Raw genomic sequence first — 22000 nt, 5'->3', positions numbered from 1 at the left:
AATTGGATGAATCGACTCGGTTGGATGTGGTGGTGCGGGAGCAGTTGGGGAGGATCAGTGGGTGAGTGGCGCCCGGCAACGCTGGACCAGTTGGTCAAGCTCCAGCGCGGACACGATCTTCCGACGTCGCAGCGGAGAAATGGGAGTGTGCCAGTCATGGGCGCGGCGGGACAGAGCGGAACCCATGACACCGCGCTAGTCAAGGCGCCCGGGGTTGTGCTCGGTCGTGCTGGAGCGTCGATGGGTAAGGCGACGTATTGCGATGTTGACTTCTGGCCCCTCAACACGTCTCTCTATGTAACAGATTTCCTTGGGAACGATCCAAGGTTTGTCTACTATCTGCTCGGTCTGATCGATTTTTCCGGATATAACTCTGGTGCCGCTCAGCCCATGCTGAACCGGAATTACATTAAACGAGTTCAGATCTCGCTGCCGGAGCTACCTGAGCAGAGAGCAATCGCTGGCATAATAGGGGCGCTCGACGACAAGATCGTGGCCAATGAGCGCGTCGCGGCAATGGCTCGCGAACTCTGGCGTCGGGCCAGAATCCGCAGCAACACGAACGGTGACGCCGGCAAGGCTCGCACCCAGACGATACGCAACTCCGGCGATTCGATTGCACGATTTGTTGATAATGGTAGTTATCAGACTGTGGAGCTCAAGGGTGCCATCGATCTGTCAGGCTGTGGTGGGAAACTCGGAGTTGCCCGAGTTCACTGGATGGAGGCGGTATGACCGGCAAGAAAAGTGATCGCCGCGATGACCTCGTCGCGGCGCCATTTCTCGCGATGGGGCCAGCAGTTCCTCGGCTAGCTGCGGACAAGGGTGCGACGGTGTATCTCCTCGGGCACGAGAGCGAGGAGGGCGTCTATATTCGCAAGGACGATGGAATTGTCTGGCTTAGGACAGTTGCTCTTGGCGACCGCTGGTTCAGCGTGGATGCGGCTGCGTGGGCGGCCGACGAGTGGGAGCCAGATCCGGGGCCAAGTCATGACTGGGAACCAGCCGTGGCGGCAGGGCTGACGTTGATCGCGACGTGGACGTCCTCGGGTGGCGTTCAGGAAGTCACTCGGCCGACCGAGCTCGCTCGGCACTACCTCGGGTGGCCAGTGCCTGCCTTAGATTCCTTAGAGTGACTGTCCACATGCCTCCGCCCAAATATCTTGCTGCTTGCTGTGCGCGGTGAATCCGGGCGGAGTGTCGCTACTCGTCCCGCATCTGACCCAACTCAGGTCCGAGAGGGATGGGCCAATTTACTCAGCGTGGACCAGACAACGAGGCCGTGGTCGACCCGGATGCTCCCTTGTCTGACCTCCGGCAGCACCGACAATCTATCGCGACCGTTCGTCTTCGATTGCTGAAGCGATGGCTGGCCATTCGACTGCGAGGGCAGACAACGGTTGCCAGTAGCGGTGTGAGAAGCGGACCATCGCGTCTAGCCCGAGGGGTGCTGAGTCGGGCGCGATGGTGTTGATGATTCGGCGGGTTGTGCCGGCGGCGCCTCTGGGGCCCTGGGCGGATGCCATGGCCGAGCAGGAGGGTAGTGGTGCGGATGGCGTCGAGGGTTGCTAGTGGCGCGGCGGTTGCGAAGGGGCCGAACACGAGGTCTTTCCAGTCGGATCGGGATCTCGCCCACGCGAGGCGCTCGAGGCCGCTGCCGAGGTCGACGGCCATGCGTTGGGGTTGATTGGCGTTCCAGAGGAGATTGATGTCTCCCACCGTCAGGTCTAGGTGTCTGAAGCGCAGCGTTATGCCTTGGACCTGGTCGCGTTGCCAGATCTTCAGGTGACCGTAGATGGTGATGTGCCGGGCGTGCATGCCGAGTCGTGAGAGGACAGAGAGCCAGATGTCGATGGCCTCTGCGAACTCGTCGTGGTGCGTGATCGGCTGGATGTGGGAGATGTTGACGAACGAGGTGAGGAATCCGTCGCGTAGTTCGCCGTGGTCGTCGCGCTGTCCGGTGAGGCGCACGACTGGCTGAGGCAGGAAGCCTGATCGGTAGACCCTGTCCTGGCCATCTTTGAGGAAGGGATCGAGTGCTTGGACAGCGGATACTGTGAGGTCGGTGTCCCGCCCCCAACGAAGCGGTAGAGGTCGGGCGCGGGGTACGCCGTGCATCGCGAAGTTGGACTCTAGGACGTCGAGCAAGTCGGCGAAGGCGAGAGAGCGTCGTGGCGGCGTGTAGTGGTCTGAGTGATCGCGGTGCAGGGCTGTCAACAGATCGCCTTCGAGACGGATATCCCATCTGGCGCCGAGTGTCCGGCGGAGTGAATCGGGGATCCATCCCGCCGGATCCGAGGTCAGCACTGTGCAGACGTCAGCGCTTCGAAGTGGCGCAGGGGATGAAAGCGCTGTTGGCCGATCTCCTGGACTGTCGAGTGTTCGAGTTCCTCGGCTTGAACGATGGCCTCTGCCAGGCGATGAGCTGTACTCTCGTCGTCCTCGGCAGGATCGGCGACTGCGACGACGCCTGTTTGATCGCAGGTGGCTGCGTCGGCGCATGTGCCTTCTCGCCAGCTGAGTGCCGCTATCGGTGTTCCGGCACGCAGGGTCTCGCCGAAGACAGCGGCGCCCGCCTCGATGTAGTTGCGTGCGTAGGTGTAGACGAAGACTGATCCGGCCTGGAGTGCTGCGATCTTGGCAGGTCCACCCAGCTCGCCGGTCAGTTCGACATGGTCGGCGCCGAGGAGGTGTTCGTGCGCATGGACGTAGGACTTGTCGAAGATTGGGCCGATGATGCGAATCCGCCGGCCGAGCAGTTGGGCGGCTCTGGCGGCAAGGTGCGGGGCTTTGTCGCTGTCGATTCTGCCGAGCCAGACCAAGTCGTCGCCGGTGGTTGCCTGGGGCTCCTGTTCGCCGATACCGAGGTGGACTGCAAGTTCGGCTATCGGTTGGTGATCCTCGTAGCGTTCGAGCATCTCGGGTGAGTAGCAGTAAAGACGTGATCGCTTGCCGTCGAAGGCGTCCGCCGAGTGCTCGAAGGTCGGTGAGTGCTGAAATGTCGCGACATCGCAGTCCATCTGCGCCCAAGTGCGGACCCATTCGGGATGTGAAGGGTACTCGTGCCCGACCACGAGCAGGTCGTACGCCGTACTGCGCAGCTCTCGCTCCGCTAGTGAGCCGGCGGTGACGTCTTCCAGGCGGACTGGCTTTCGGGTCCAGTCCTGGTCGAGGTCGGGGATCCAGCCTGGTCCGAGAAGGTGTACGTCGGCGCCTGCGGCCCGGGCGCCAGCAGCGACCGCCCAGAGCCAACGCTCTATACCGCCGTAGGCGACGGGCGGAAACGGGTAGTCACTTGGGAAGTCGCAGACGCCGACAAGCACTATTCCTCCGGTGATCCGTCCGCCGCGATGCGGCGGAAGCCGAGATAGGGGACGAGCGATTGGGGGAGCAGGATCGATCCGTCTTCTTGCTGGTGCTGCTCGAGCACCGCAGCGAGGGTCCGGCCGATGGGGAGTCCGGAACCGTTGAGCGTGGCGACCAGCTTCGGCTTGCCGTCGGCGCCGCGGGTTCGGATGTTTGCGCGGCGGGCCTGGAAGGAGCCGAAGCTGGAGACGGAAGAGATCTCGCGGTAGGTGTTCTGGCTTGGGAACCAGACCTCGAGGTCGTAGGTGAGCTGAGCCGAGAAGCCGGTGTCGCCGGCGGCGAGCATAACGACCCGGTAGGCGAGGCCGAGTTCTTTGAGGCAGGCCTCAGCGTGGCCGAGCATGTTTTCCAGTTCGGAGTCGGCCTGCTCGGGTTCGACGATCCGGACGATCTCGACCTTGGTGAACTGGTGCTGGCGGATCAAGCCGCGGGTGTCGCGGCCGTAGGACCCGGCCTCGGATCGGAAGCAGGGTGTATTCGCTGTCATCGCCACCGGTAGTTCTGCGGCCGGGATGATCTCGTCGGCGTAGAGGTTGGTGAGCGGGACCTCAGCTGTTGGGATCAGGAAGAGGTCACGGTCGGCGACACTTGTCTTGAAGAGGTCGGCCTCGAATTTCGGTAGCTGACCGGTCCCGGTCATGGTCTTGCGGCTGACCAGATAGGGGACTGAGTGCTCTACATAGCCGTGGCGGCGGGTGTGTAGGTCGAGAAAGAGCGTGGACAGCGCACGTTCTAGTGCTGCGCCTGCTCCACGGGTCACCGCGAAGCGCGGCCCGGACAGCTTGGTGGCCCGGGCGAAGTCGAGGATTCCAGTCGTCTCGCCGAGGTCCACGTGGTCCTTCGGCGTGAACGAGAAGGCAGGTTGGGCTCCGACACGTCGGACCTCGGTCGCGAACTCGTCCGAGTCGCCCTCGGGCGTGCGGTCGTCCGGGAGGTTCGGAATACTCAGCAGAAGAGTCGTGAGTTCCTCTTGCACTCCGTCCAGCTCGTCCTCGATATCGTTGATCTGCTCCTTGAGCTTGCGCGCGGTCTCCTTGAGAGCCGCAATGTCGCCGCCAGCGCGTGCTGTCGCCTGGACCTCGCTGGCTGCCCGCTTGGACTCGGCCCTGAGCTCGTCGATCGAATGAATACTCTGGTTCCGTCGAGACTGCAGGTTCTGGAGCACCGACAGATCCAGGCTGTAACCCCGACGGGCCAGTCGACGGACGGCTTCGGGACCCATCTCGATGAGAACACGTGCATCATGCATGGCGACAATCCTTCATTTCCTGCAGTGGACATGTGCCGTCGAAGTTAGCAGTCAGGCGGCGATCGCCGCCTGTGGACGTCACCGGTGCAGCTCGGATGGCGCGATCCGATCATGTAGGGCTGTTGCCAGGTCGTTCAGTTCGTCGTCAGATAGCGCAAGTGGTTCGACGTACGGCGCTTCGGGCAGAAAGAGTGGAAGCGATTCGAAGTGGTGGCTGCTGAGGCCCCAGGTCAGTACGGATGTCAGTAGGCCGTGGCCGACTATCACGCGATCGCCGAGGTGGTTGGGCATGCCTGCCAACGCACTGAGCATTCGCAGGATGCCCTCTCGCTGAGACTCCGTTGCTCCTTCGGGCCGCTCATCTGCACCGTGTCGGCTGAGCCACTCCCCATACGAAAGGAACGGGGTGCCCTCGAAGACTCCGTAGTCGAGTTCGTTGAGGTGCGGCTCGACCAATGGTTCGCGGGTGGACGGCCCCATGAGGAGCTGGACGGTCTGGCGTGCGCGTGGGAACTCACTGGTGATCCAGCCCTGCACACCGGAGAGGCGCGAAGAAGCTTGTGCCTGACGGCATGTTTGGCGCCCCACGCGATTCAGCAGGATCGGATAAGTAGGGTCGCCATTCACGCGGTGCTGGACGCTGTAGTCCGTTTGAGCGTGGCGACAAATCAAGTTGACCACGAGCTTCTCCCCTCGTTGTTCCGGACGAACGCGGTGGCCATGTTGCCCAGCAACGAAGTTCTCGGATCATGGGTTTCGAGGTAGTAGAGGAGCCCGTCCAGGAACAGGACTGTGCACCACCGACGGATGCCTTGAACTGGCAGACCGGAGACCGTCTGGGCAAGCGCCAACCGATCCTCGAAACCGCATTCAACCTCGTAGTACACGACCCAGAAGGCCCAGTCGAAGGCTTCCGATCCCAGCATCGGCAGTGGGTCAAGGAAAACTGGCTGCTGGCAGTCTGAGAACAGCACGTTCTCGCGGTAGAGATCTCCGTGAAGCAGAGTTTGCTGCCCGGTGCCATCTGGATGAGCACCGGCGGCCTCTCGCAGAGCGTGGAGGCCAGCCTGGGCCACCGGTCGCCACTGGCCGAGGTCCTGGTCTCGCAGCCGCTTCCAAACTCGCGGGGCAACCTCGCCTTGCAAGTAATCGGCAAGCAGCGGAAAACCAGCAGGACTACGCTGCCGGCCGAGGGCATGGAGATGCTGTAGCGCCTCCGCTACCAGCGTGAGCTCGCCGGCCGGTCGACCGCGACCCCCCGGTTCCCCGCCAACCATCTCCAAGGCGGCCGCACACAAGTCATCCGCTGTCTCGATCACCTCTACGGCCGGTCCACCAGCCCAGTGACGAAGTGCCGCGACCTCATGTCGATACCGCGCTGGATCGGTCCATGCCTTGACCATCAGTCGTCGACCCTGCTGGTCGACTGCGGTCGACACAACTGACGCGTGGCCAGCGTCGTGGTAGTTCATCAGCGACAAACCCCACCGAGCAGCCGCGACCTGGAGTAATCCGGGGGCCTCTTCAACCCACTCGAGAGCTGCTGCTCCGTAGTGTCCGACAAGCCGTCGCCGGCAGCCCTCGGAAACCTCGCCAAGAGCCATCAGCTCAACACAATCCCGTTCGTTACCAGCTCGTCAGTCACGGCAGGGAAACTTGCCAGGGCGTCAGTAACAAGCGCCCGGACCTTGTCTACGTCAGCGGCGTCGTCCGTGAGCCGTACCAGGACACGCCAAGGCTGATCGAGTCGCTGTCCGGTCAGGCTGACAAGGTGCACCTCTGCGTGGTCTCCGGTCTCGTCGGAGAGTCGTTCCGCCAGTCGTTGGGCGACGATGTTGTAGAGCTTGCCCACGTGGTACACGGGATTCTTGCCGTTGGCACCTTCTAGGTTCATCGGCCGGAGCGGGGTAATCAGACCGTTCACCCGATTGCCTCGACCGACCACTCCTTCGTCGCCGGACTCGATCGAGCTGCCGGTATGTGTCAGATACAACTCGTCACGATCGGGAACATCCCGCGCATTGAGACGGAATCGCACTTCGGAATCTGGCAGCCGTGCTGCGGCTAGCCGGTAGCACTCCTCGCGCACGACTTCGAGGTTTCGTAAGTACTCTGCGCGGTTGCTGACGAACCTCGACTTCTGCGGTACGCAGAGGACGACATCGGCGAGGTCTTTGTCGAAGTAGCCCATGAGTTTCACGTCCGAGCCGCACCAGGGATGGGCGAGCGTGAACTCGGATCGTCCTGAGAAGCGGTTGACGAGTTCACGAACGAATGACTCGAAGGGGTTCTCTGGCGCCCAGCCAGTCCCCAGCGAGGTGTCGTTCGACAGCCGGGTTCGTCTCTCACGGAGATCGTCGATCGAGCGTGGGTTGAACCATCGGACACGGTCCGGAACAGAGTCGTCCGTGATGACCGCGCCCGGGCTGGAGTTACTGGTGATGTTGAAGACGATGTCGAGATGATTCGTCAGCTCGGGAAGGCGCTCGCCGAAGAATGCCCGGACTTCGGCATCGACCAGTTCAGTGACCGGAATCGCGTCGTTCCCGCACGTGTGAGCGGCCCGGCCGTTAACAAGGACCCGTACTGGAGCTGTCATACGGCCAGCACCGTAGCGAACCTCGCATGCGCCGCCGAGGAGGGCGAGTTTGTCGAAGTTGTGGTGCAGGACTGCACCGAAGCGGTCCAGCGTGTAGCGACTGTAGGCGCGTGACAGACGCTCCGCCAGATGGTCAGCGAGCGTGTCGGGATGACCGATCCCTTTACGCTCAACGATCGTAGTCGTTCCCGGTCGTGTCGTGCCGGTCTCGATGACGATGTGGTCGGGACCGGAGGCTGTACTGGATCGTGGCATATCAGGTCCAATCTCAGAGTCAACTGGGGTACCGCAAGGTGGCGTAGAGCCGGCGTCAGCGCGGGACGCCGCGAGCCCGTAAGGCGACGATGAGTCGCGTGAGCTGCTGGCAGGCTGTGATTGGGTTCGCCTCAAGGCTGAGCTCATCGAGGTCGCGCGATGGGATGAGCGCCAGGTCGCCGGCGCGGCGGCGATCCGCCCAGCGGATCAGTCGCCATGCCAAGACGACACCGGGTGTACCGAGCCGGCCGAGCAGGACGACCGTCGTCGGTTGGACGACGTGCCCGGCGTAGAGCAGGTCGCGAAGGACGTGGAAGACGACATCTGCGCTGTCGCATACTGCCGGCCCTCGGCTACAGGCCTCTGAGGTGCCACGCGCTTTCCGGACAGCTTTTTGATGGCTGATTCAGGCGGCGGATTGTGTTTCCAGGTAGTCGTCGTGGGCTTGCTGTGGGGTCCGGTAGCCGAGCCCTGAGTGACGGCGTTTAGTATTGTAGCGCAATTCGATGTAGCGGGCGATATCGCGGCGTGCATGGTCGCGGGTCGGGTACTCGGTTCGGTGGGTACGCTCGTTCTTGAGAGCGCCGAAGAACGATTCGGCCATCGCATTGTCGTAACAGATACCGGTCCGCCCGACTGATTGGCGAAGATTATTGTTCTTCAAAGTCGCGGCGAACTGGGCGGAAGTGTAGTTGCTGCCCCGGTCGGAGTGAAAGATTGCGCCGTCGACAAGATCGTGATTCCGCACCGCCATGTCGATCGCGGCTTCGATCAGCGGGGTTTTGTAATTGTCGTCCATGGCCCACCCGATCACAGCTTTGGTGTGGCAATCGAGCACGGTCGCCAGATAAAGCCACCCTTCCCAGGTCGAGACATAGGTAATGTCTCCGACCATCTTGTGCCCCGGAGCATCAGCGGTGAAGTCCCGATCTACCAGATCCGGGATCGGGCCGGCCTGGCCATCCTGCTCGGTCAGACAGTGCCGCCACGGCCGCGGCTGGCACGGCTCCAAACCCAACTCACGCATGAGCTTGCGCACCAACTCCAGCCCACAGGTCACACCCCAGGCCACCAGGTCGGCATGCACCCGCCGGTACCCGTAGGTCTCGTCGGACTCTTCGAACGACTTGACGATGATCAGCTTGAGTTCGCCTTGGCGGCGCGCAGTCGCCGACATCGGACGGCTCCGCCAATCATTGAAACTGGACCGTTTCACCTCGAGCCACCGGCACATCTTCACAATCGACGGCGCATTTCCGTTCTCTCGGGTCAACCTGTTGGCATACTCCGCATCGATGAACTCGAACTTTTCGCTCAACGATGATCCTTGGCAAAGTATGCTGCGGCTTTTTTTAGGAACTCGTTTTCCATCCGGAGTTCTCGCGTCTCCCGCTCCAGCTCGCGGAGCCGCGCACGCTCGTCCATGCTCAATGCCGGTTCCTCGCCGGCATGGTCTCGCTTAAAGGCGCTCACCCAGTTACTGAGGGTTCCCGGGTTGATGCCGAGCTCTCTCGCGACCTGAGTGACAGAACGTGAAGTCTCAATCACCGACTTCACAGCTTCCTCCCGATACTCAGGAGTGAAATTCTTCTTCGGACGCGGCAACATCTTCCCTTTCCGGACAGCTCAATCTTAGTTGAGCCGCTGTCCGGAAGGTTCGTGGCACCTCACTCCCAGTCGACGACATGAACTTCGTCGGCCGTCATCAGGAAGTGTTCAGCCTTCAGGTCACCGTGGAGGTAAACGGTGGGATCGGCTTCGACGATCGACAACCTTGCGCAGAGCGCGCTCCACCATACGTATGTTCGACAACGGTCAGTTAGCTGTCCAATCATGAACTGCCGGTTTTTCGATGGGGTTTCGCTGTAGGGCTGGCTCCAGCCGACGCCAGGCGTTACTTCGACGGTGTGGGCCTCAAGTCGTGCAGTTAGGTTGCGTACGTTTCGCAGGTACCGCCGAACATCCTGGCCAGTGCGGACAGGGTGTACTGATCCTGGGACAACGCTGAAGATGGTCCATGGCTCGTCCGCCTCGGCGCCGGTTGCGAGCACCTTCGGGACTGCGATTCCCCAACGACCTGCGAGCTGCAGAGCTTCGACTTCACGAAGCTGACGGCGGTACGGGTCGATTCCGCGGTAGGTCTTCATGATGCTGCGTCGATCGGCGGACAAACGTGTGACAGAGAAAGGTTTGACGACCGCCTCGGCGGACCACTCAGGCTGCAGTTCCGAGTCTGACCCTGTGCGCCAGCTGGAACAGCGGGCAGACGCAGGCGCAGGGTCCGGTACGTCTGCCCGCCGGCTCAATGGGCTACTTGCCCGCTGCTGGGAGGGACTGGCCAGGCCATGGACTTGCGTCTTGAGCAAGTCGTCCCCGGTGGCGGTCTCCATTAGCTACGCCCTCCCAATACCTTCGGCATTGTTTGATGTGGAGGACCGTACGGAAAGCGCGGGGGACGGCATCACCACCATGAGGGACGCTCTCGGGACGTCCTGAGGTCGCAGAACGTCCCTCGGGAATTGCGTCGTTCCAATCACCGGTTCGCCGATCGGCGATCGTCAAAACCCTCAGGTTTGCGGCGCTGGGGCGTGCTACCTGCCCAAAATCACTGAGACCGCCTGGTCGACGTCCGACAGGTCCTGAAGGACCAGGTGCGCACCTGCGGCACGGAGCTCCCATTCTGAGTCGACCCCGGTTGCGACAGCCACGATTCGCGCACCGCCTTCGTGGGCGGCTTCTACATCGCGTGGGGTGTCGCCGATCACTGTTGTGTTCTTCTCGTCGAACACCGCGTCGTAGAGCCGCTCGGCACGAATTTTCGCAAGGCGGACCAAGTCGTGCCGATCCTCGCTGTCTCCGCCATAGGCGCCGGCATCCAGGTCAAAGAAGTCTTCAAGGGCGAATGTGGCGAGCTTGAGCGCTGCATTTTGCACAATATTTCCGGTTACCACGGCTTGGATGACCTCTGCTCGGGTACGGATATGCTGCAACACTTCGCGAACCCCGGGAAGCACGTAGCCGACCTCGCGCAACTCGGACTGACGCTCGGCACCAGCGGCCTGAAGCGCATCACGTGTTCGTGGCCACCCAGGGTCAGACACTGAGTTCGACACGAACATCTTCCGCATGATCAGGCGATCCGTCATACCGGCCGTAATCGGCGGATTGATGGGGGGCCTGACTGGTCAGGCGCCTGAAGGCCGAAGAATAGATCGCCTTGCTGATACCCGAATTCTCGATCAGCGTGTGGTCGACATCCCACAGCAGTAGCTGGCTCACCGTCCCGACCCTACGGCCTGCCACGCGCAAAGGCCTCGCCTGAGACATATGGGACGTACAGGACGCTCTTGATAAGTCCCTGAGCGTCCTGAATGATACAGAGGATGAACGACCGGCTACGAACCGCGATGAGTCAGCGCGGACTCAGCGTGCAGGCACTTGCTGAGGCGTGTGCGGTCGATCCCAAGACCGTCGAGCGCTGGCTGTCCAAGAGCCGGGTGCCGCACCGGCAGTACAGGTGGGTTGCCGCCAACTTGTTGGGCTCTGATGAGACCTATCTCTGGCCTGCGATCGTCGACCAGCAGCAGCATCGCCGCAAGGTTGAGTCGATATCCGAACTCGTCCGTCTGTATCCAAATCGGGCGGCAATGTCGCTGCAAGCTTGGCAGACGCTGATCAATGAATCGGCGGAAGCAATTGATGTGCTGGTGTACAGCGGTACATTCTTTTCGCAGATGCCAAACATCAGTCGCATCCTCGAAGCGCGCTGCCGCATGGGAGTCAGAATCCGGATTTGTTTTGGTGATCCAGGATGCGATGCTGTGGCGCGACGAGACGAAGAAGAAGGCTTGGAGGGGACGCTGTCTTCGAAGATTCGCGCGGCGCGCACATATTTTCGGTCCATCATGTCAGTCGAAGGCTGTGAGGTTCGTCTACATCAGACGACCCTCTACAACTCAATCTTCAGGTTCGATGACAATCTGCTGGCAAATCCGCACGTTTGGGGCCATCCCGCGAGTATGAACCCCCTACTTCATTTCCGCCGCGTTGATCCAACGACTGCGGGACTCTTTGATCATTATCGCGACAGCTTCGAAGCTGTCTGGGGATCTGCGGCTCCGTGGGCGCCCATATCGGGAAGGATTCAAGATGCCGCGAACTGAATACTATAATGACCCTGAGGCGCCGAAGCCCAACACGTTGATCCCGGCGTGCAATATGGCTGTTGTCGACGATAGTGGTCGAATCCTCCTGCAACGACGCCGGGACACGGGCCAATGGGCGCTACCGGGTGGCGCCCAGGAACTGGGCGAGACGCCAAGTGCATGTGCGATCCGCGAATGCATGGAGGAAACCGGTGTTACTGCCGAAATAACCGGGCTCCTTGGCGTATTCTCGGATCCGGGCCATATCGTCAGATATGACGACGGCGAGACGCGTCAGGAGTTTGAAATAACGATGACTGGCCGCCCGGTCGCAGGGAAGCCAACGATCAATGACGAAGCCAGTGATGTTGCTTGGTTCGCCTTTGACGAGCTGGCAGAGCTGGATATTCATCCGTCGATGACGCGCCAGATCGACGCTTACCGAGACGGCGTCCGTTCACATGTCGACTGAAGCGGCACTGGTCACATGGGCGGCGACGCTCGCGCAGAGCCTGTTAGAGCAGCCGCTTCCCCGTCGCTGGGCTCACACGATCGGGGTAGCCGAGGCAGCGAGAGAACTCGCTCCGGGACTCCGGGGCATGGCGAGCACCCTCGAGGCAGCGGCCTGGCTTCACGATATTGGATACTCCCCAGTGATCGCCGCGTCCGGGTTTCATCCCGCCGACGGCGCGCGCTACCTGAGAGACGGAACCGACTGCGGCCCCCACGATCTACTGCCTCGTGGCACATCATTCGGGATCGGAGTTCGAGGCGTCAGAGCGTGGGCTTCCGCCTCCAGGCGACGAGTTCGAGATGCCTGATCGAATGGCGCTCAATGCGCTGACATACGCCGACATGACCACCGGGCCAACTGGCGGCCGGGTCACCATAGATCAGCGCTTGGATGAGATTCTGACGCGCTACCCGCCGGACCACGTCGTCCATCGGTCGGTCCAGCGTGCAGCTCCTAACCTGCGCTCAGCGGCGGAAGTGACCTGGAGACTTGTCCGTCGCAGTCAAGGCGACATGTGACAGCGAGCGTGTCTGCCGTGGTCAGGAGTGCTGACAGGTCTCGGCCCAGGTGACTGAGGTGCTACGAACCTTCCGGACAGTGCCCAAACTAAGATTGGGTTGTCTGGAAAGGAAAGATTTTGCCGCGTTCGAAGAGGAATTTCACTCCTGAGTATCGGGAGGAAGCTGTGAAGTCGGTGATCGAGACTTCGCGGCCAGTAGCTCAGGTAGCGAAAGAGCTCGGTATCAATCCGGGGACTTTGAGTAATTGGGTAGCTGCGTATCGGCGTGATCATGCCGGCGAGGAGCCGCCGCTCACTGTGAATGAGCGGGCCAGGCTGCGTGAGCTTGAGCGTGAGACGCGGGAGTTGCAGATGGAGCTCACGTTCTTGAAAAAAGCCGCAGCGTACTTCGCCAAGGATCATCGATGAGCGAAAGGTTCGAGTTCATCGACGCGGAATATGCGGATAATAAGGCTTACAAGGACGCTGATGCGCCATCGATTGTTCAGATGTGCCGATGGTTCGGGGTGGGCCGGTCCAGTTTCAACGAGTGGCGGAACCGGCCGGTCTCGGTGACGGCGAAGCGCCGAGCCGATCTCAAGCTGATCATCAGCAAGTCGTTCGAGGAGTCCGACGACACCTACGGGTACCGGCGGGTGCATGCCGATCTGGTGGATTGGGGCGTGCCGTGCGGGCTCGAACTGGTGCGGGTCCTGATGCGGGAGCTGGGCCTGGAGCCGTGTCAGCCGCGGCCGTGGCGGCACGGTCTGACCGAGCGAGATGGCCTGGCCGGCGCGATCCCGGACCTGGTCGAGCGCGACTTCACCGCGGAAGCTCCAGGTCTCAAGATGGTCGGCGACATCACCTACATCTCGACCTGGGAGGGCTGGCTCTATCTGGCGACCGTGATCGATTGCCACACCAAGGCGGTGGTCGGGTGGGCGATGGACGATAACTACAAGACCCCACTGATCGAGGCCGCCATCGAAATGGCTGTCCGGAACCATGAACTCGCTGACGGCGCTATCTTTCATTCCGACCGTGGCAGTAATTACACGTCCGCCCAGTTCGCCGCCACCTTGAAGAAGAACAATCTTCGCCAATCGGTCGGCCGGACCGGCATCTGTTACGACAACGCCATGGCTGAATCGTTCTTCGGAACTCTCAAGAACGAGCGTATCTATCGCACTGAATATCCCACCCGCGAACATGCACGCCGCGACGTTGCCCGCTACATCGAATTGCGTTACAATACCAAACGTCGCCACTCAGGGCTTGGCTATCGAACCCCACAACAAGCCCATGACGAGTACCTGGAAAAGCAGCTCGCAGCGTGAATTAACCGTGAAAAAGCTGTCCGGGAAACGCGCGGCACCTCAGACAGTTCTTGCGGACAACTCCTCTGATGCAGGTTCGCCAGCCGTGGATATGAACGACGCGGCAGCTCCGAAGGAGTTTGTATCAAGTCGTACCCCGCGATACTGCTGAAGGGTGCGATTTAGTACGCGCCGCAGGCGTTCGCGGCGCGCAAAAAGTACTCTCAAAAGTACACAAAGCGAGAGCTCCTCAGTGATCCCTGACGAACCGACCTGAGCCCTTAAGGATCCAGTGAATCGTGGTCTGATCAGGCAGTTCATAGCGGGGCGACTCTTTGACCAGGCATTATGTCGAGAACGCTTGGATACTGAGAAGGTCATCGGTTCGATTCCGATAGGCGGCTCCACCCGTGACCTGCGGAAACGCAGGTCAGCTCTCTCCTTCGGTCGACCTTCGTGGATCCATTCGTGGATCCAACGGCCCTTACGATGCCGCTTGTGGCAAAGAAGACCAGTTCCCACAAGCGTCAGGCCGGTGGCATCCACGCGCTGCCCTCCGGTTCGCTTCGGGTGCGCGTCTACTCCGGCATCGACCCGGTCAAGAAGACGAAGATGTACTTGGAGGAGACGGTTCCAGCCGGCCCAGATGCTTGGGAGAAGGCTGAGACAGTCCGCGCTGGACTTTGTCGCTGAGGTCTATCAACGGCGCAATCCTCGGACGGACGCGACTGTTGAGCAGTTGATCGAAAGGCACTTGAAGGACAGCACCCGCAGAAATGGCCTCAGCGTGGGGCGGCTCGCGTGTGCGGCGCACTGGCTCGGAGATCGCGGCCTGGCCGTGTTCCCCACCGCTCGACGTGTTGGGCGGGGCGGAACTCTGGTCGGATCGAGCCTAGGTCAACTCTTCGGACGTACGAATTGGAGATCATCGATGCCTGGCGCGCCGCGTTCGTCCTCGGCCAGCTGTCGGCACCACCGAACTAGAACCCGCCCTTTCGCCACCGCCTGACACATAACCGTCAACCGGGCAAAAGGGCGGCCCTGGCGCACATGGGTCGGAACGCCAAGGCCTGGACCAACCCAACCCCGGCCGGGACTCAAAGGGTGATCGTAATGACCCAGTAACCCCCAGCAAACGGACCCAAACGTCTCGAAAAGGAGGGCCCGCTATGACCACCACCGACAGCGCCATCGACGTCCTGAGCGGCTCCCTAGGGCCCGTAGAGGCTCCGAACACGGCCTCGACCCGGCAAACGGGTCAACCTCGCCTCCGGACTCGAAGAAGCCGTCCACCGTGCGGCGCGTCGTATTAGCGGAAGTCTCTGGAGGTGTTCGGCGATGAGGTGGGTGCCGCCGTTGGCTCGTTCTAGCCTGCCGCGCGGCAGACGAATCGCCAATGAGGTTTCCTCGTGCGGACTCTTCCTCAGGGTCGAGGTGGTTCGGGCTTTGCAGCGCGTCGCCTCCGGTGTTGAAGCCCAGCGAATCCGCTGCTAGTCCTGCTCCTTGCGCCGCTCGTTGATCCGCAGGGCTTCGGCGAGTTGGTCTTCCAAGATGATGATCCGGCAGGCGGCTTCGAGGGCGGTGCCTTGGTCGACGAGCTCGCGGGCCCTGGCCGCTAGACGCAGCTGGTAGCGGGAGTAGCGGCGGTGGCCGCCGTCGGAGCGTTGCGGGGTGATGAGTTTCGCCTCGTCCAGGCTCCGCAGGAATCCCGGTGTGGTGCCGAGCATCTCCGCGGCCCGCCCCATCGTGAACGCGGGGTAGTCGTCGTCGTCGAAGTGGGCCGGCCCGGTGGTCGGGGGTGTACTCATCGGGGTCTCCGTGTACAGGTCTGGGGTCATCGGGCCTCCATGTCGAAGGGCCCCGGTGCCGAAGCACCGGGGCCCAGAGGTTATGGATTGTCACCATCTACCGGCCGTGAGGCCGGTCTTACAGATCCGCAGGACGCCACGTGAAGGCTGTCACTGCGGGGATCGCTGAATGCGTAACCGAAGACCACCTTCCAATCCGATGGAACCACGGCACCCGCCCGGCGAAGTACTGGCACTGGCGGGCGATCCGACGGTGTAATCCCTTCCCTTCTTTCTCGAACAACTACCTACCGCTACTGCAACCACAAACAGCTACTGCGAGTACGAAACTGCAACTGCGAACCTGCTCCTACGGGTACAAACTGCAACATCACCTGCGACTACAGATTTCAACTGCGAACTGCTGCTTGCATCCGTCAAGCCTGGAACCCCTTCCGACCACTGGCTCCAGTGACTCTGACCAGATCCTGGCGGGAAACCCGAGCCCCTTCACTGATCGGCCCGGCGGAGTCCGCCGTCGAACTTCACTTCACAATCACACTCTTGGACAGGACGTTAGCTGTCCACGTCAGCTTCGCTGTGCTTCTCTGTCAACACGAGGAACACTACACACCCCATCTGGCAATGTCTAATCCCGCCACGGTAGATATTGGGAGTGTCGCGAGAACCTTCGGCCCCCGCTGAGGGCCTCCGTCGGATGGGGACGCGCCCGGACTGTTCGCTTGTCTGGTTGCCGAGCGACACTGTGGCCGTGGGCAACTTGTCGCCCGAACTCGACGGGCCCCGTGGAACTGGAGCTTGCCAGGGCCCGCGACCAACGACATCACGCAGTCCGCGCCGGACAACGACTCCGAGCCAGCTGACTCCGCCGAGACACCCCAGTGATCGACGAACCGCGCCCGACAAACCACGCGAGCCGACCGTAGAAGGCGCTACGTTTCGCTTCAGTCCGTACCTCGACGCGCGACGCCGGCGGCCTGGCAGACCGCGAACCAGGCGGGCGCAATGCGGTTCAGTTCCAGGTCGGACGGCTCTCGCAGGCGCCACCAGTTCTTCGCCAGGAACGGCTCGACCTGGGGGAAGAAGATCGTCACTCCCGACAACAGAGTTAGGGCCAGGGGCACGGGGTAGAGGGTGTCGCCGGGAATCCGGAGGAACTGTACCGAGAGCCACGACCTTCTCTGCACTAGTTAGGTGCGCGACCCGTTCTGCTCGGAGGTGATTGGGTGCCTGGGTGGGTGGCGTGTTCGTCAGGCTCTCGGTTGGATTCGGGTGCTGTTTGCTGCTGCGAGTAAGAGGGGGGTTGCTGCTGCGGCGTGGCTGATGCGCAGGCCGGTGCGCCGAAGACGGCGATGGCGACTGCTCCGCCGATCTGGCGGAAGGTGCCGGCCGGGACCTCGAGGGCGAACCCGTTCAAGCCCGCCCCCTCCGTGGTCAGCTCCCGATCCGAGCCACACCGACGCGGCAGTCAGTACCACGTCGCCGTCGACGCCCGGATCGTCTGGGAGATCGACGGAGAGGAATGGGGGGTCCGCCACGGCGATCGCATGGACCGCCCACCACGTGAAGAGCGCGTCAGGGCAGGTCGAGCTCATTCAGGATGAGATCGCCGAAGACCAGGTATGCCACGGCGAGTGCGAGGAACACAGCGGGGACTACTGGCGAACTGCGCGCACGCCTCGTACGCAGGACCATATAGACGGGGAGAAGGAGGATGCCCCACCACGGCGAGACCCGTACGCCCGCTGTGCGGAGCGCCGTAGAGTCTGCGACGACCACTACCCAGTTCGTGAGCGCCGCGAACAGGAGTGCCCCCTCGAGAGATTCTCCTGCGCCGAACAGTTCGAGGGCGAGGACGTCAAAGACGACCCACGTCACCGGCAGCAGGGCGAGGAACCAGCCCGTGGCTGGTGCACGCGACGTGCGTCGTTCTAGGGCCGTACGAGAACTGTTCGGGAGGTCCCTGCCTGACAAACACCCCCGTGACGCCGGTGACGGCGAGGCCCCACAATGGGACGAGCTGTCCTGCCCATCGCCTGCCACCGGCCCCATCTCGTCCCGGCCAAGGCTGCGTCGCGCTCTGAACTGGTCATGCCGACGTCCTCGCGTCATACGCCGCCGCTCGCCAGGGACGTGCGCCACACGTGGAGCTGCCGACAGCGCATCACCTCATGGCTCGACGATGGGCCAACTTGGTCATCGCCGTGACCCCATTGATGGGTAGCGGGCCGTTGAGCCCTTTCGCGTCGGCAACCATGACGGAAGTGTAGGTCCCGACGCTGCACATTTGGCCTGATACAGCCTTCGGATTCGCGCGCGTGGGCAGCACCGAGACGGCCAACGACGTTTTCGGCGGCTGACCCTGCAACTCCACCATCTGTGAAAACAAGGAACACGCCTCGTGTGCGTCGAGGTCCTGTCCGGCCTCGACAAGTTTCGCCGCGGCACGAAGCTTTCGCATGTTCTCCGCATCCGAGAACTGCCCCGAGGCCTGAAGTGCGCGGACGATCTCTGGAATGGATCGTGCCCACTCCGAGGCGTCGATGCCAACCACCTGTACGAACCGACCGTCGGGACTCTCCCATTGGCAGTTGGGTAGTCCACCTTTCAGGCCGGGCTTCGCTTGTCCAGCGTCGTCCATGAGTGGCGCAATCTCGGATGCTGTCAGCAGGTCGCAGGCGTCGGGCGCAGCGGTCGAGCTCGACAAAACCGCTGGAGAGGACCGCGGAGTGACAGTTGGCGTCGACTCCGAGCGCGGCGTAGATGTGTCCTCTGACGAGCAACCGGTCACCAGCGCGAGCGCCAGGGCAGCAATGAGAATTCGCACCGCGAGATTGTCACACCTGCCGGGCGGTACGGGCCACGCCGGGCGCTGCGGGTCGTTGCTTGGAGCACCAGTCATCTCTGGACCGTAACCACCGGAACCGCTACGCGACCAGCGCATTTGCAGGTTGTTGCAACTAGGTCGGCGGTGACGTGAGGGTCAGCTGGCGTGGGCGTGCTCGACCTCGATCGGTGGGACGCCCGACCGCCGCCAGATCCAGGCGAGCGTTACGACAACACCCTCGACGTAGCCCGGGCCCCGCGGCAGATCCACATCTCAGCAGCCTGTGTCTCTTCTTCGATCAGTTCCTCGATCGCGCGATCCGTCTTCTAATGATCGGGTGCCCGGTACGCCGGTGGCCATCGAGTCCAGGGTGCCCGCATGACCCACCTTGCGCGTTCCGGCCAGCCGCCGGATCTTCACCACGGTGTGCGAGGTCAGGCCGGCCGGTTTGTCGACGATGACGATGCCGTCGGCAACGGAAGGGCCGGCGGCGGTTGTCACGTCCACGCGTTGATCGGTCTGAATCCGTTCACCCGACCTACGACACGCGGTCATTCCTCCTCGTAATGAGAACCTCGATCGTTCGAGCTCACGAGGCAGATGCCAGCGCCAGAGACTTCCTCTCGGCGCTAACTGTCTGAGCAGCGCATTTGTACGGTCCCCCCGGCAGGATTCGAACCTGCTGCGCACGGTTGACGGTCCCGCGATCTGGTTCCAGCGGATGGATCGGGAGCGCCCGCAGCGAAACCGCATTCACTTCGACCTCTGTGCTCCGCATGACGAGGCACCCCAGCGCATTGAGGCCGCGCTCGCAGCCGGCGGCCGGCTGGTTTCCGCGACTCGGGCCCCCGCGTTCTGGGTGCTTGCCGACGTGGAGGGCAACGAAATATGCGTGACCACCTGGCAGGGCCGCGACGGATGAGACGCACCCGAGGTCTCACAGTTGGTCCAGCTCAAGTCTGTAGAGACCGGTGTCGACCGCAGCCGAAGAACAGGTAGTGACTGTCGGCGGTATGGATGGCTACATCGAAGGCCCAGCGCTTCCCCGATCCGCAGGGGCGAGTGGACGTCGCGAGTGGTCGTCATCGTGACCCGCGGCAAGAAGAACGTGTTCATCGAGGGTCAGGTCATGGCCGGAACTGTGGTAGTCAGCTTCTCGTGACCCCAAGCAACCTCATCATTCCGGTAGCCGTGGTAGCACTGGCATTCCTTGCGTGGGTGCTGCTCCGGCTGGTCCGGCTAACCCTGCGACGCGACGCCACCCGAGCTACTCGACTGGCCACCACAGTTGGTGCGCTATGGGGGATAGGACTGTTGCTGGTGACCCTCGGAGGCAGACCTCAAGACGGCAATGGAACTGTGTACTTCAACTGGGCTCCGTTCGCCAGCCAGGCCGTGGTATCCGAGATCGTCGTGAACTTCCTGTTGTTCATGCCCGCCGGATTCCTCCTGCCATGGATCGCGCGCCATGCCAAACGGCAACGGACCATAGGGGTCGCGTTAGTAGGTGCAGCCCTGCTCTCCTCGGTGATCGAGGTTGTGCAAACCTTCACCCCACTCGGGACCGCAGGTGACGTCACAGACATCCTGCTCAACACCGTCGGCTGCACGATCGCAGCGACCATCTCATCGAGCGTCCATCATTTGCTGGTCTCTCAGCAGCTGACCACGTCATCTGCAGGCAGGCTGCCTGTCGCGGCAGGCGAAGGAAGCAGCAAACCCCACCGGACCGACAGGTGAGGTCAGCCAACCTCTTCGCCTCCGGCTCCACCCCGAACCCCCAGGTCAGAGGGCGCTTTCCTTGCCCGGGGTCGTCGGGTGATGCTGGGTTTATGACGCCGCAAGATGTTGCTCGCCGGATTGTTGATGCCAACCAGTACATGACCCTTGCCACTGCTGATCGGGACGGGCGACCGTGGGCGTCGCCGGTTTGCTACACGTCCGATGGGGGCAGGGACTTCTACTGGGCTTCGCGGCCGGAGAGCCGCCATTCCAGCAACCTCGCGGATCGGTCTGAGGTTGGCATCGTCATCTTTGACTCCCAGGTGCCGCTCTTCGTTGGTGAAGCCGTCTACCTGACCGCTCATGCCTTACAGGTCGGCGAAGCGGATCTCGCAAGGTGCACTGACATTTTCCGTGGCCGACTGCCCGAGCTCGCCTCGTTCTCCCCCGAACGGTTACGGGCGCCCCAGCCGCTTCGCCTCTACGTTGCACACGCCCTCGAAGCCTCTGTGCTCCTGGCCGATGATGGCCCGGACATCCGCGTACCGATCGCCCTTCCGCTCTGACCGTCGGCCGATCTCAGGTTCGGCTGTTCCAGAGGTCTCTTATCCGGACGTGTTGGGGCTTGGGCCGGTTCGCCGCCTGCTCGGCTGCGGCGACTTTGCGCTGCGGCTCGTCTGGGGCCGACCACATGAAGCCGGTGAAGGACGGGCGTACGGCCAACTGGGCGAGTACGTCGAGGTCCGGGGTCAGCCTGTTGTTGAGTTCAAGCTCTTCGAGCGCGGTAAGACTGGTCAGTGATGCCCAGTCGCTGAGGCGGCCGAGTTGTCCGAGGTTGACGCGTCGCAGCCTTACCAGTTCACGCATGGGAGGCAACGCAACCAGTTGAGCGAGCCCATAGAGGTCGAGGAACTCAAGCGAGGTGAGAGATTCCAGATTCGGCAGCTCGATCAGGTTGCGTGCATGACTGATAGCGAGTGCGCGGAGCTTCGGCAAAGCGGCAACTCGGCGTACGGCGCCGGCGCTCTGGGCCCCGCGGAGATCGAGCAGCTCCAGCTGCGGAAGCTGATCAAGGAAGCCATCGGGCACGCGTGTGTCCAGAAGCGTCAGGTACCGCACACTTTGGAGTCGGTCGATGTCGGCGTCAGTGAGTTTCGTGCTGGTGATCCAGACCGAGTCGTCGCCCTCGTCCCGCCAGTCTTCCGGTTGGCGCTTCATGGCTGAAGCTGGGCGTCGAGGCCGAGGATGTGCGGGTCGTCGGTGATGTCAGCCATCTTGCCGGAAGTCGCGATGTGGGACGACGACTATCTGGTGATCGTCGGAGTAGATGATGCGGCCGGGGTCGGGGGAGCGGACCTCGACGCAAGCCACTTGGTGAGTGTGGAGGATTTGTAGATAGCCGGGTAGGGGCGCGAGGAGCCAGTCGGCGGCGCCCGATCGGAACCAGGAGGCGGCGAGGGGGTTGATGGCGCGGTCGTAGACGGTCGGGTCCACCGTCGTCGGGTCGGTGTACGACGCGTCATACCAGTCGTTGTTGGTACGACGGAAGCCTTCCTCGGCCGGAGTCAGCAGACCGTCGCGCGCGAGATTATTGACCAGGCCGAAGATGCCGGTAAAGGCGCCTCGGGAGTTGGGAGTCGGGCTCTGGTACCGAACGTAAGTCACATCCAGAGTGTGGCAAACGGCTCCGACATTTCGAG

The 22000-nt window shown here is 62.2% G+C and carries 26 protein-coding genes and 1 pseudogene; 10 read left to right on the top strand and 17 right to left on the bottom strand.

Annotated features, from left to right (window positions below; translation table 11 throughout):
* Nucleotides 1-6: 6 nt before the first annotated feature.
* On the top strand, nt 7-735 hold the full coding sequence (locus F1D05_RS17855) for a restriction endonuclease subunit S (protein WP_343066613.1): 729 nt from the start codon (nt 7-9) through the stop codon (nt 733-735).
* Nucleotides 732-1136 (top strand): hypothetical protein, encoded by a 405-nt coding sequence (locus tag F1D05_RS17850; protein ID WP_185448708.1) that lies wholly within the window; start codon nt 732-734, stop codon nt 1134-1136. Before F1D05_RS17855 ends, F1D05_RS17850 begins: the two co-directional genes overlap by 4 nt.
* A 121-nt stretch (nt 1137-1257) precedes the next feature.
* On the opposite strand, the gene F1D05_RS38930 is transcribed toward F1D05_RS17850, so the two are convergent.
* The 10 genes from F1D05_RS38930 to F1D05_RS38925 form a co-directional block, all read right to left on the bottom strand.
* Nucleotides 1258-2307 carry a hypothetical protein gene (locus tag F1D05_RS38930; RefSeq protein WP_206686256.1) on the bottom strand — a complete coding sequence of 350 codons (1050 nt, stop codon included), beginning with the start codon at nt 2305-2307 and terminating at the stop codon, nt 1258-1260.
* Nucleotides 2301-3074 carry a glycosyltransferase gene (locus tag F1D05_RS17840; RefSeq protein WP_206686255.1) on the bottom strand — a complete coding sequence of 258 codons (774 nt, stop codon included), beginning with the start codon at nt 3072-3074 and terminating at the stop codon, nt 2301-2303. The genes F1D05_RS38930 and F1D05_RS17840 overlap by 7 nt, the downstream gene beginning before the upstream one ends.
* Before the next feature lie 248 nt (nt 3075-3322).
* Complete coding sequence (gene serS / locus F1D05_RS17835) at nt 3323-4615, bottom strand: serine--tRNA ligase (RefSeq protein WP_185448706.1); 1293 nt, start codon at nt 4613-4615, stop codon at nt 3323-3325.
* A gap of 78 nt (nt 4616-4693) precedes the next feature.
* Nucleotides 4694-5296: a histidine phosphatase family protein gene (locus tag F1D05_RS17830; RefSeq protein ID WP_185448705.1), complete on the bottom strand. Its 603-nt coding sequence runs from the start codon at nt 5294-5296 to the stop codon at nt 4694-4696.
* Complete coding sequence (locus F1D05_RS17825; RefSeq protein ID WP_185448704.1) at nt 5284-6219, bottom strand: aminoglycoside phosphotransferase family protein; 936 nt, start codon at nt 6217-6219, stop codon at nt 5284-5286. The genes F1D05_RS17830 and F1D05_RS17825 overlap by 13 nt, the downstream gene beginning before the upstream one ends.
* Nucleotides 6219-7469 (bottom strand): methionine adenosyltransferase, encoded by a 1251-nt coding sequence (locus F1D05_RS17820; protein WP_185448703.1) that lies wholly within the window; start codon nt 7467-7469, stop codon nt 6219-6221. Before F1D05_RS17820 ends, F1D05_RS17825 begins: the two co-directional genes overlap by 1 nt.
* A gap of 406 nt (nt 7470-7875) precedes the next feature.
* Nucleotides 7876-9074 (bottom strand): IS3 family transposase gene (locus tag F1D05_RS17815; RefSeq protein ID WP_185449045.1). Its coding sequence is split into 2 segments (ribosomal slippage): nt 7876-8810 and nt 8810-9074, totalling 1200 coding nucleotides; the frame shifts between segments, so codons are not numbered across the junction.
* A 62-nt stretch (nt 9075-9136) separates the two neighbouring features.
* Nucleotides 9137-9859 (bottom strand): aminoglycoside phosphotransferase family protein, encoded by a 723-nt coding sequence (locus F1D05_RS17810; protein WP_281388959.1) that lies wholly within the window; start codon nt 9857-9859, stop codon nt 9137-9139.
* A gap of 201 nt (nt 9860-10060) precedes the next feature.
* The gene (locus F1D05_RS17805) at nt 10061-10588 is read right to left on the bottom strand and encodes an HAD hydrolase-like protein (protein ID WP_206686254.1); all 528 of its coding nucleotides are present in this window, start codon (nt 10586-10588) and stop codon (nt 10061-10063) included.
* Nucleotides 10563-10748 (bottom strand): hypothetical protein, encoded by a 186-nt coding sequence (locus tag F1D05_RS38925; protein WP_206686253.1) that lies wholly within the window; start codon nt 10746-10748, stop codon nt 10563-10565. Before F1D05_RS38925 ends, F1D05_RS17805 begins: the two co-directional genes overlap by 26 nt.
* A 104-nt stretch (nt 10749-10852) precedes the next feature.
* On the opposite strand from F1D05_RS38925, the gene F1D05_RS17800 reads away from it, so the two are divergent.
* The 5 genes from F1D05_RS17800 (at nt 10853) to F1D05_RS17780 (ending at nt 14636) form a co-directional block, all read left to right on the top strand.
* Nucleotides 10853-11632: a helix-turn-helix domain-containing protein gene (locus F1D05_RS17800; RefSeq protein ID WP_185448701.1), complete on the top strand. Its 780-nt coding sequence runs from the start codon at nt 10853-10855 to the stop codon at nt 11630-11632.
* On the top strand, nt 11619-12086 hold the full coding sequence (locus F1D05_RS17795; RefSeq protein ID WP_185448700.1) for an NUDIX domain-containing protein: 468 nt from the start codon (nt 11619-11621) through the stop codon (nt 12084-12086). The genes F1D05_RS17800 and F1D05_RS17795 overlap by 14 nt, the downstream gene beginning before the upstream one ends.
* Nucleotides 12076-12435, top strand: coding sequence for an HD domain-containing protein (locus tag F1D05_RS43035; protein WP_206686252.1), 360 nt, complete (start codon nt 12076-12078; stop codon nt 12433-12435). Before F1D05_RS17795 ends, F1D05_RS43035 begins: the two co-directional genes overlap by 11 nt.
* A gap of 330 nt (nt 12436-12765) precedes the next feature.
* Nucleotides 12766-13964, top strand: a protein-coding gene (locus F1D05_RS17785; protein WP_185443068.1) for an IS3 family transposase whose coding sequence is annotated in 2 segments (ribosomal slippage) — nt 12766-13030 and nt 13030-13964 — 1200 coding nt in all. Because the reading frame shifts where the segments join, the coding sequence is not laid out codon by codon here.
* A 477-nt stretch (nt 13965-14441) separates the two neighbouring features.
* Nucleotides 14442-14636, top strand: coding sequence for a hypothetical protein (locus F1D05_RS17780; protein ID WP_206686251.1), 195 nt, complete (start codon nt 14442-14444; stop codon nt 14634-14636).
* A 797-nt stretch (nt 14637-15433) separates the two neighbouring features.
* Here F1D05_RS17780 and F1D05_RS17775 read toward each other — a convergent pair.
* The 5 genes and pseudogenes from F1D05_RS17775 to F1D05_RS17755 form a co-directional block, all read right to left on the bottom strand.
* A complete protein-coding gene (locus F1D05_RS17775) occupies nt 15434-15751 on the bottom strand; it encodes a MerR family transcriptional regulator (RefSeq protein WP_185448698.1) in 318 nt (105 codons plus the stop codon).
* Between the two features lie 944 nt (nt 15752-16695).
* The gene (locus F1D05_RS17770; protein WP_185448697.1) at nt 16696-16875 is read right to left on the bottom strand and encodes a hypothetical protein; all 180 of its coding nucleotides are present in this window, start codon (nt 16873-16875) and stop codon (nt 16696-16698) included.
* 451 nt (nt 16876-17326) lie between these two features.
* Nucleotides 17327-17629: a hypothetical protein gene (locus F1D05_RS17765; RefSeq protein ID WP_185448696.1), complete on the bottom strand. Its 303-nt coding sequence runs from the start codon at nt 17627-17629 to the stop codon at nt 17327-17329.
* Nucleotides 17630-17915: 286 nt separating this feature from the next.
* The gene (locus F1D05_RS17760) at nt 17916-18578 is read right to left on the bottom strand and encodes a DUF3558 family protein (RefSeq protein WP_185448695.1); all 663 of its coding nucleotides are present in this window, start codon (nt 18576-18578) and stop codon (nt 17916-17918) included.
* A 345-nt stretch (nt 18579-18923) separates the two neighbouring features.
* Nucleotides 18924-19133, bottom strand: a pseudogene (locus tag F1D05_RS17755) (hypothetical protein); the annotation flags it as partial.
* On the opposite strand from F1D05_RS17755, the gene F1D05_RS42575 reads away from it, so the two are divergent.
* The 3 genes from F1D05_RS42575 to F1D05_RS43030 all read left to right on the top strand — a co-directional run bounded on the left by F1D05_RS42575 (nt 19102) and on the right by F1D05_RS43030 (nt 20866).
* Nucleotides 19102-19500: a VOC family protein gene (locus tag F1D05_RS42575; protein WP_343066637.1), complete on the top strand. Its 399-nt coding sequence runs from the start codon at nt 19102-19104 to the stop codon at nt 19498-19500. The pseudogene F1D05_RS17755 and the gene F1D05_RS42575 overlap by 32 nt on opposite strands.
* Before the next feature lie 95 nt (nt 19501-19595).
* The gene (locus tag F1D05_RS42570; protein ID WP_343066612.1) at nt 19596-20318 is read left to right on the top strand and encodes a VanZ family protein; all 723 of its coding nucleotides are present in this window, start codon (nt 19596-19598) and stop codon (nt 20316-20318) included.
* Between the two features lie 92 nt (nt 20319-20410).
* The gene (locus F1D05_RS43030; protein WP_185448693.1) at nt 20411-20866 is read left to right on the top strand and encodes a pyridoxamine 5'-phosphate oxidase family protein; all 456 of its coding nucleotides are present in this window, start codon (nt 20411-20413) and stop codon (nt 20864-20866) included.
* Nucleotides 20867-20879: 13 nt separating this feature from the next.
* Here F1D05_RS43030 and F1D05_RS17735 read toward each other — a convergent pair whose 3' ends face one another.
* Nucleotides 20880-21518, bottom strand: coding sequence for a hypothetical protein (locus F1D05_RS17735; protein ID WP_185448692.1), 639 nt, complete (start codon nt 21516-21518; stop codon nt 20880-20882).
* Between the two features lie 48 nt (nt 21519-21566).
* The gene (locus tag F1D05_RS17730) at nt 21567-21965 is read right to left on the bottom strand and encodes a hypothetical protein (RefSeq protein WP_206686249.1); all 399 of its coding nucleotides are present in this window, start codon (nt 21963-21965) and stop codon (nt 21567-21569) included.
* Nucleotides 21966-22000 lie beyond the last annotated feature (35 nt).

Origin of the sequence: Kribbella qitaiheensis, assembly GCF_014217565.1 — a bacterium.
Lineage (GTDB): Bacteria > Actinomycetota > Actinomycetes > Propionibacteriales > Kribbellaceae > Kribbella > Kribbella qitaiheensis_A.
Note: the sequence above shows the minus strand (reverse complement) of the source record. Positions and strands in the feature narration are given on the sequence as shown.

What these genes read in the sequence shown, in the direction of transcription:
- F1D05_RS17855 (WP_343066613.1), top strand. Translation starts at nt 7, where the DNA reads ATGAATCGACTCGGTTGGATGTGGTGGTGCGGGAGCAGTTGGGGAGGA.
- F1D05_RS17850 (WP_185448708.1), top strand. Translation starts at nt 732, where the DNA reads ATGACCGGCAAGAAAAGTGATCGCCGCGATGACCTCGTCGCGGCGCCA.
- serS (WP_185448706.1), bottom strand. Translation starts at nt 4,615, where the DNA reads ATGCATGATGCACGTGTTCTCATCGAGATGGGTCCCGAAGCCGTCCGT.
- F1D05_RS17825 (WP_185448704.1), bottom strand. Translation starts at nt 6,219, where the DNA reads ATGGCTCTTGGCGAGGTTTCCGAGGGCTGCCGGCGACGGCTTGTCGGA.
- F1D05_RS17820 (WP_185448703.1), bottom strand. Translation starts at nt 7,469, where the DNA reads ATGCCACGATCCAGTACAGCCTCCGGTCCCGACCACATCGTCATCGAG.
- F1D05_RS17810 (WP_281388959.1), bottom strand. Translation starts at nt 9,859, where the DNA reads ATGGAGACCGCCACCGGGGACGACTTGCTCAAGACGCAAGTCCATGGC.
- F1D05_RS17805 (WP_206686254.1), bottom strand. Translation starts at nt 10,588, where the DNA reads ATGTTCGTGTCGAACTCAGTGTCTGACCCTGGGTGGCCACGAACACGT.
- F1D05_RS17800 (WP_185448701.1), top strand. Translation starts at nt 10,853, where the DNA reads ATGAACGACCGGCTACGAACCGCGATGAGTCAGCGCGGACTCAGCGTG.
- F1D05_RS17795 (WP_185448700.1), top strand. Translation starts at nt 11,619, where the DNA reads ATGCCGCGAACTGAATACTATAATGACCCTGAGGCGCCGAAGCCCAAC.
- F1D05_RS43035 (WP_206686252.1), top strand. Translation starts at nt 12,076, where the DNA reads ATGTCGACTGAAGCGGCACTGGTCACATGGGCGGCGACGCTCGCGCAG.
- F1D05_RS17775 (WP_185448698.1), bottom strand. Translation starts at nt 15,751, where the DNA reads ATGAGTACACCCCCGACCACCGGGCCGGCCCACTTCGACGACGACGAC.
- F1D05_RS42570 (WP_343066612.1), top strand. Translation starts at nt 19,596, where the DNA reads ATGGCTACATCGAAGGCCCAGCGCTTCCCCGATCCGCAGGGGCGAGTG.
- F1D05_RS43030 (WP_185448693.1), top strand. Translation starts at nt 20,411, where the DNA reads ATGACGCCGCAAGATGTTGCTCGCCGGATTGTTGATGCCAACCAGTAC.
- F1D05_RS17735 (WP_185448692.1), bottom strand. Translation starts at nt 21,518, where the DNA reads ATGAAGCGCCAACCGGAAGACTGGCGGGACGAGGGCGACGACTCGGTC.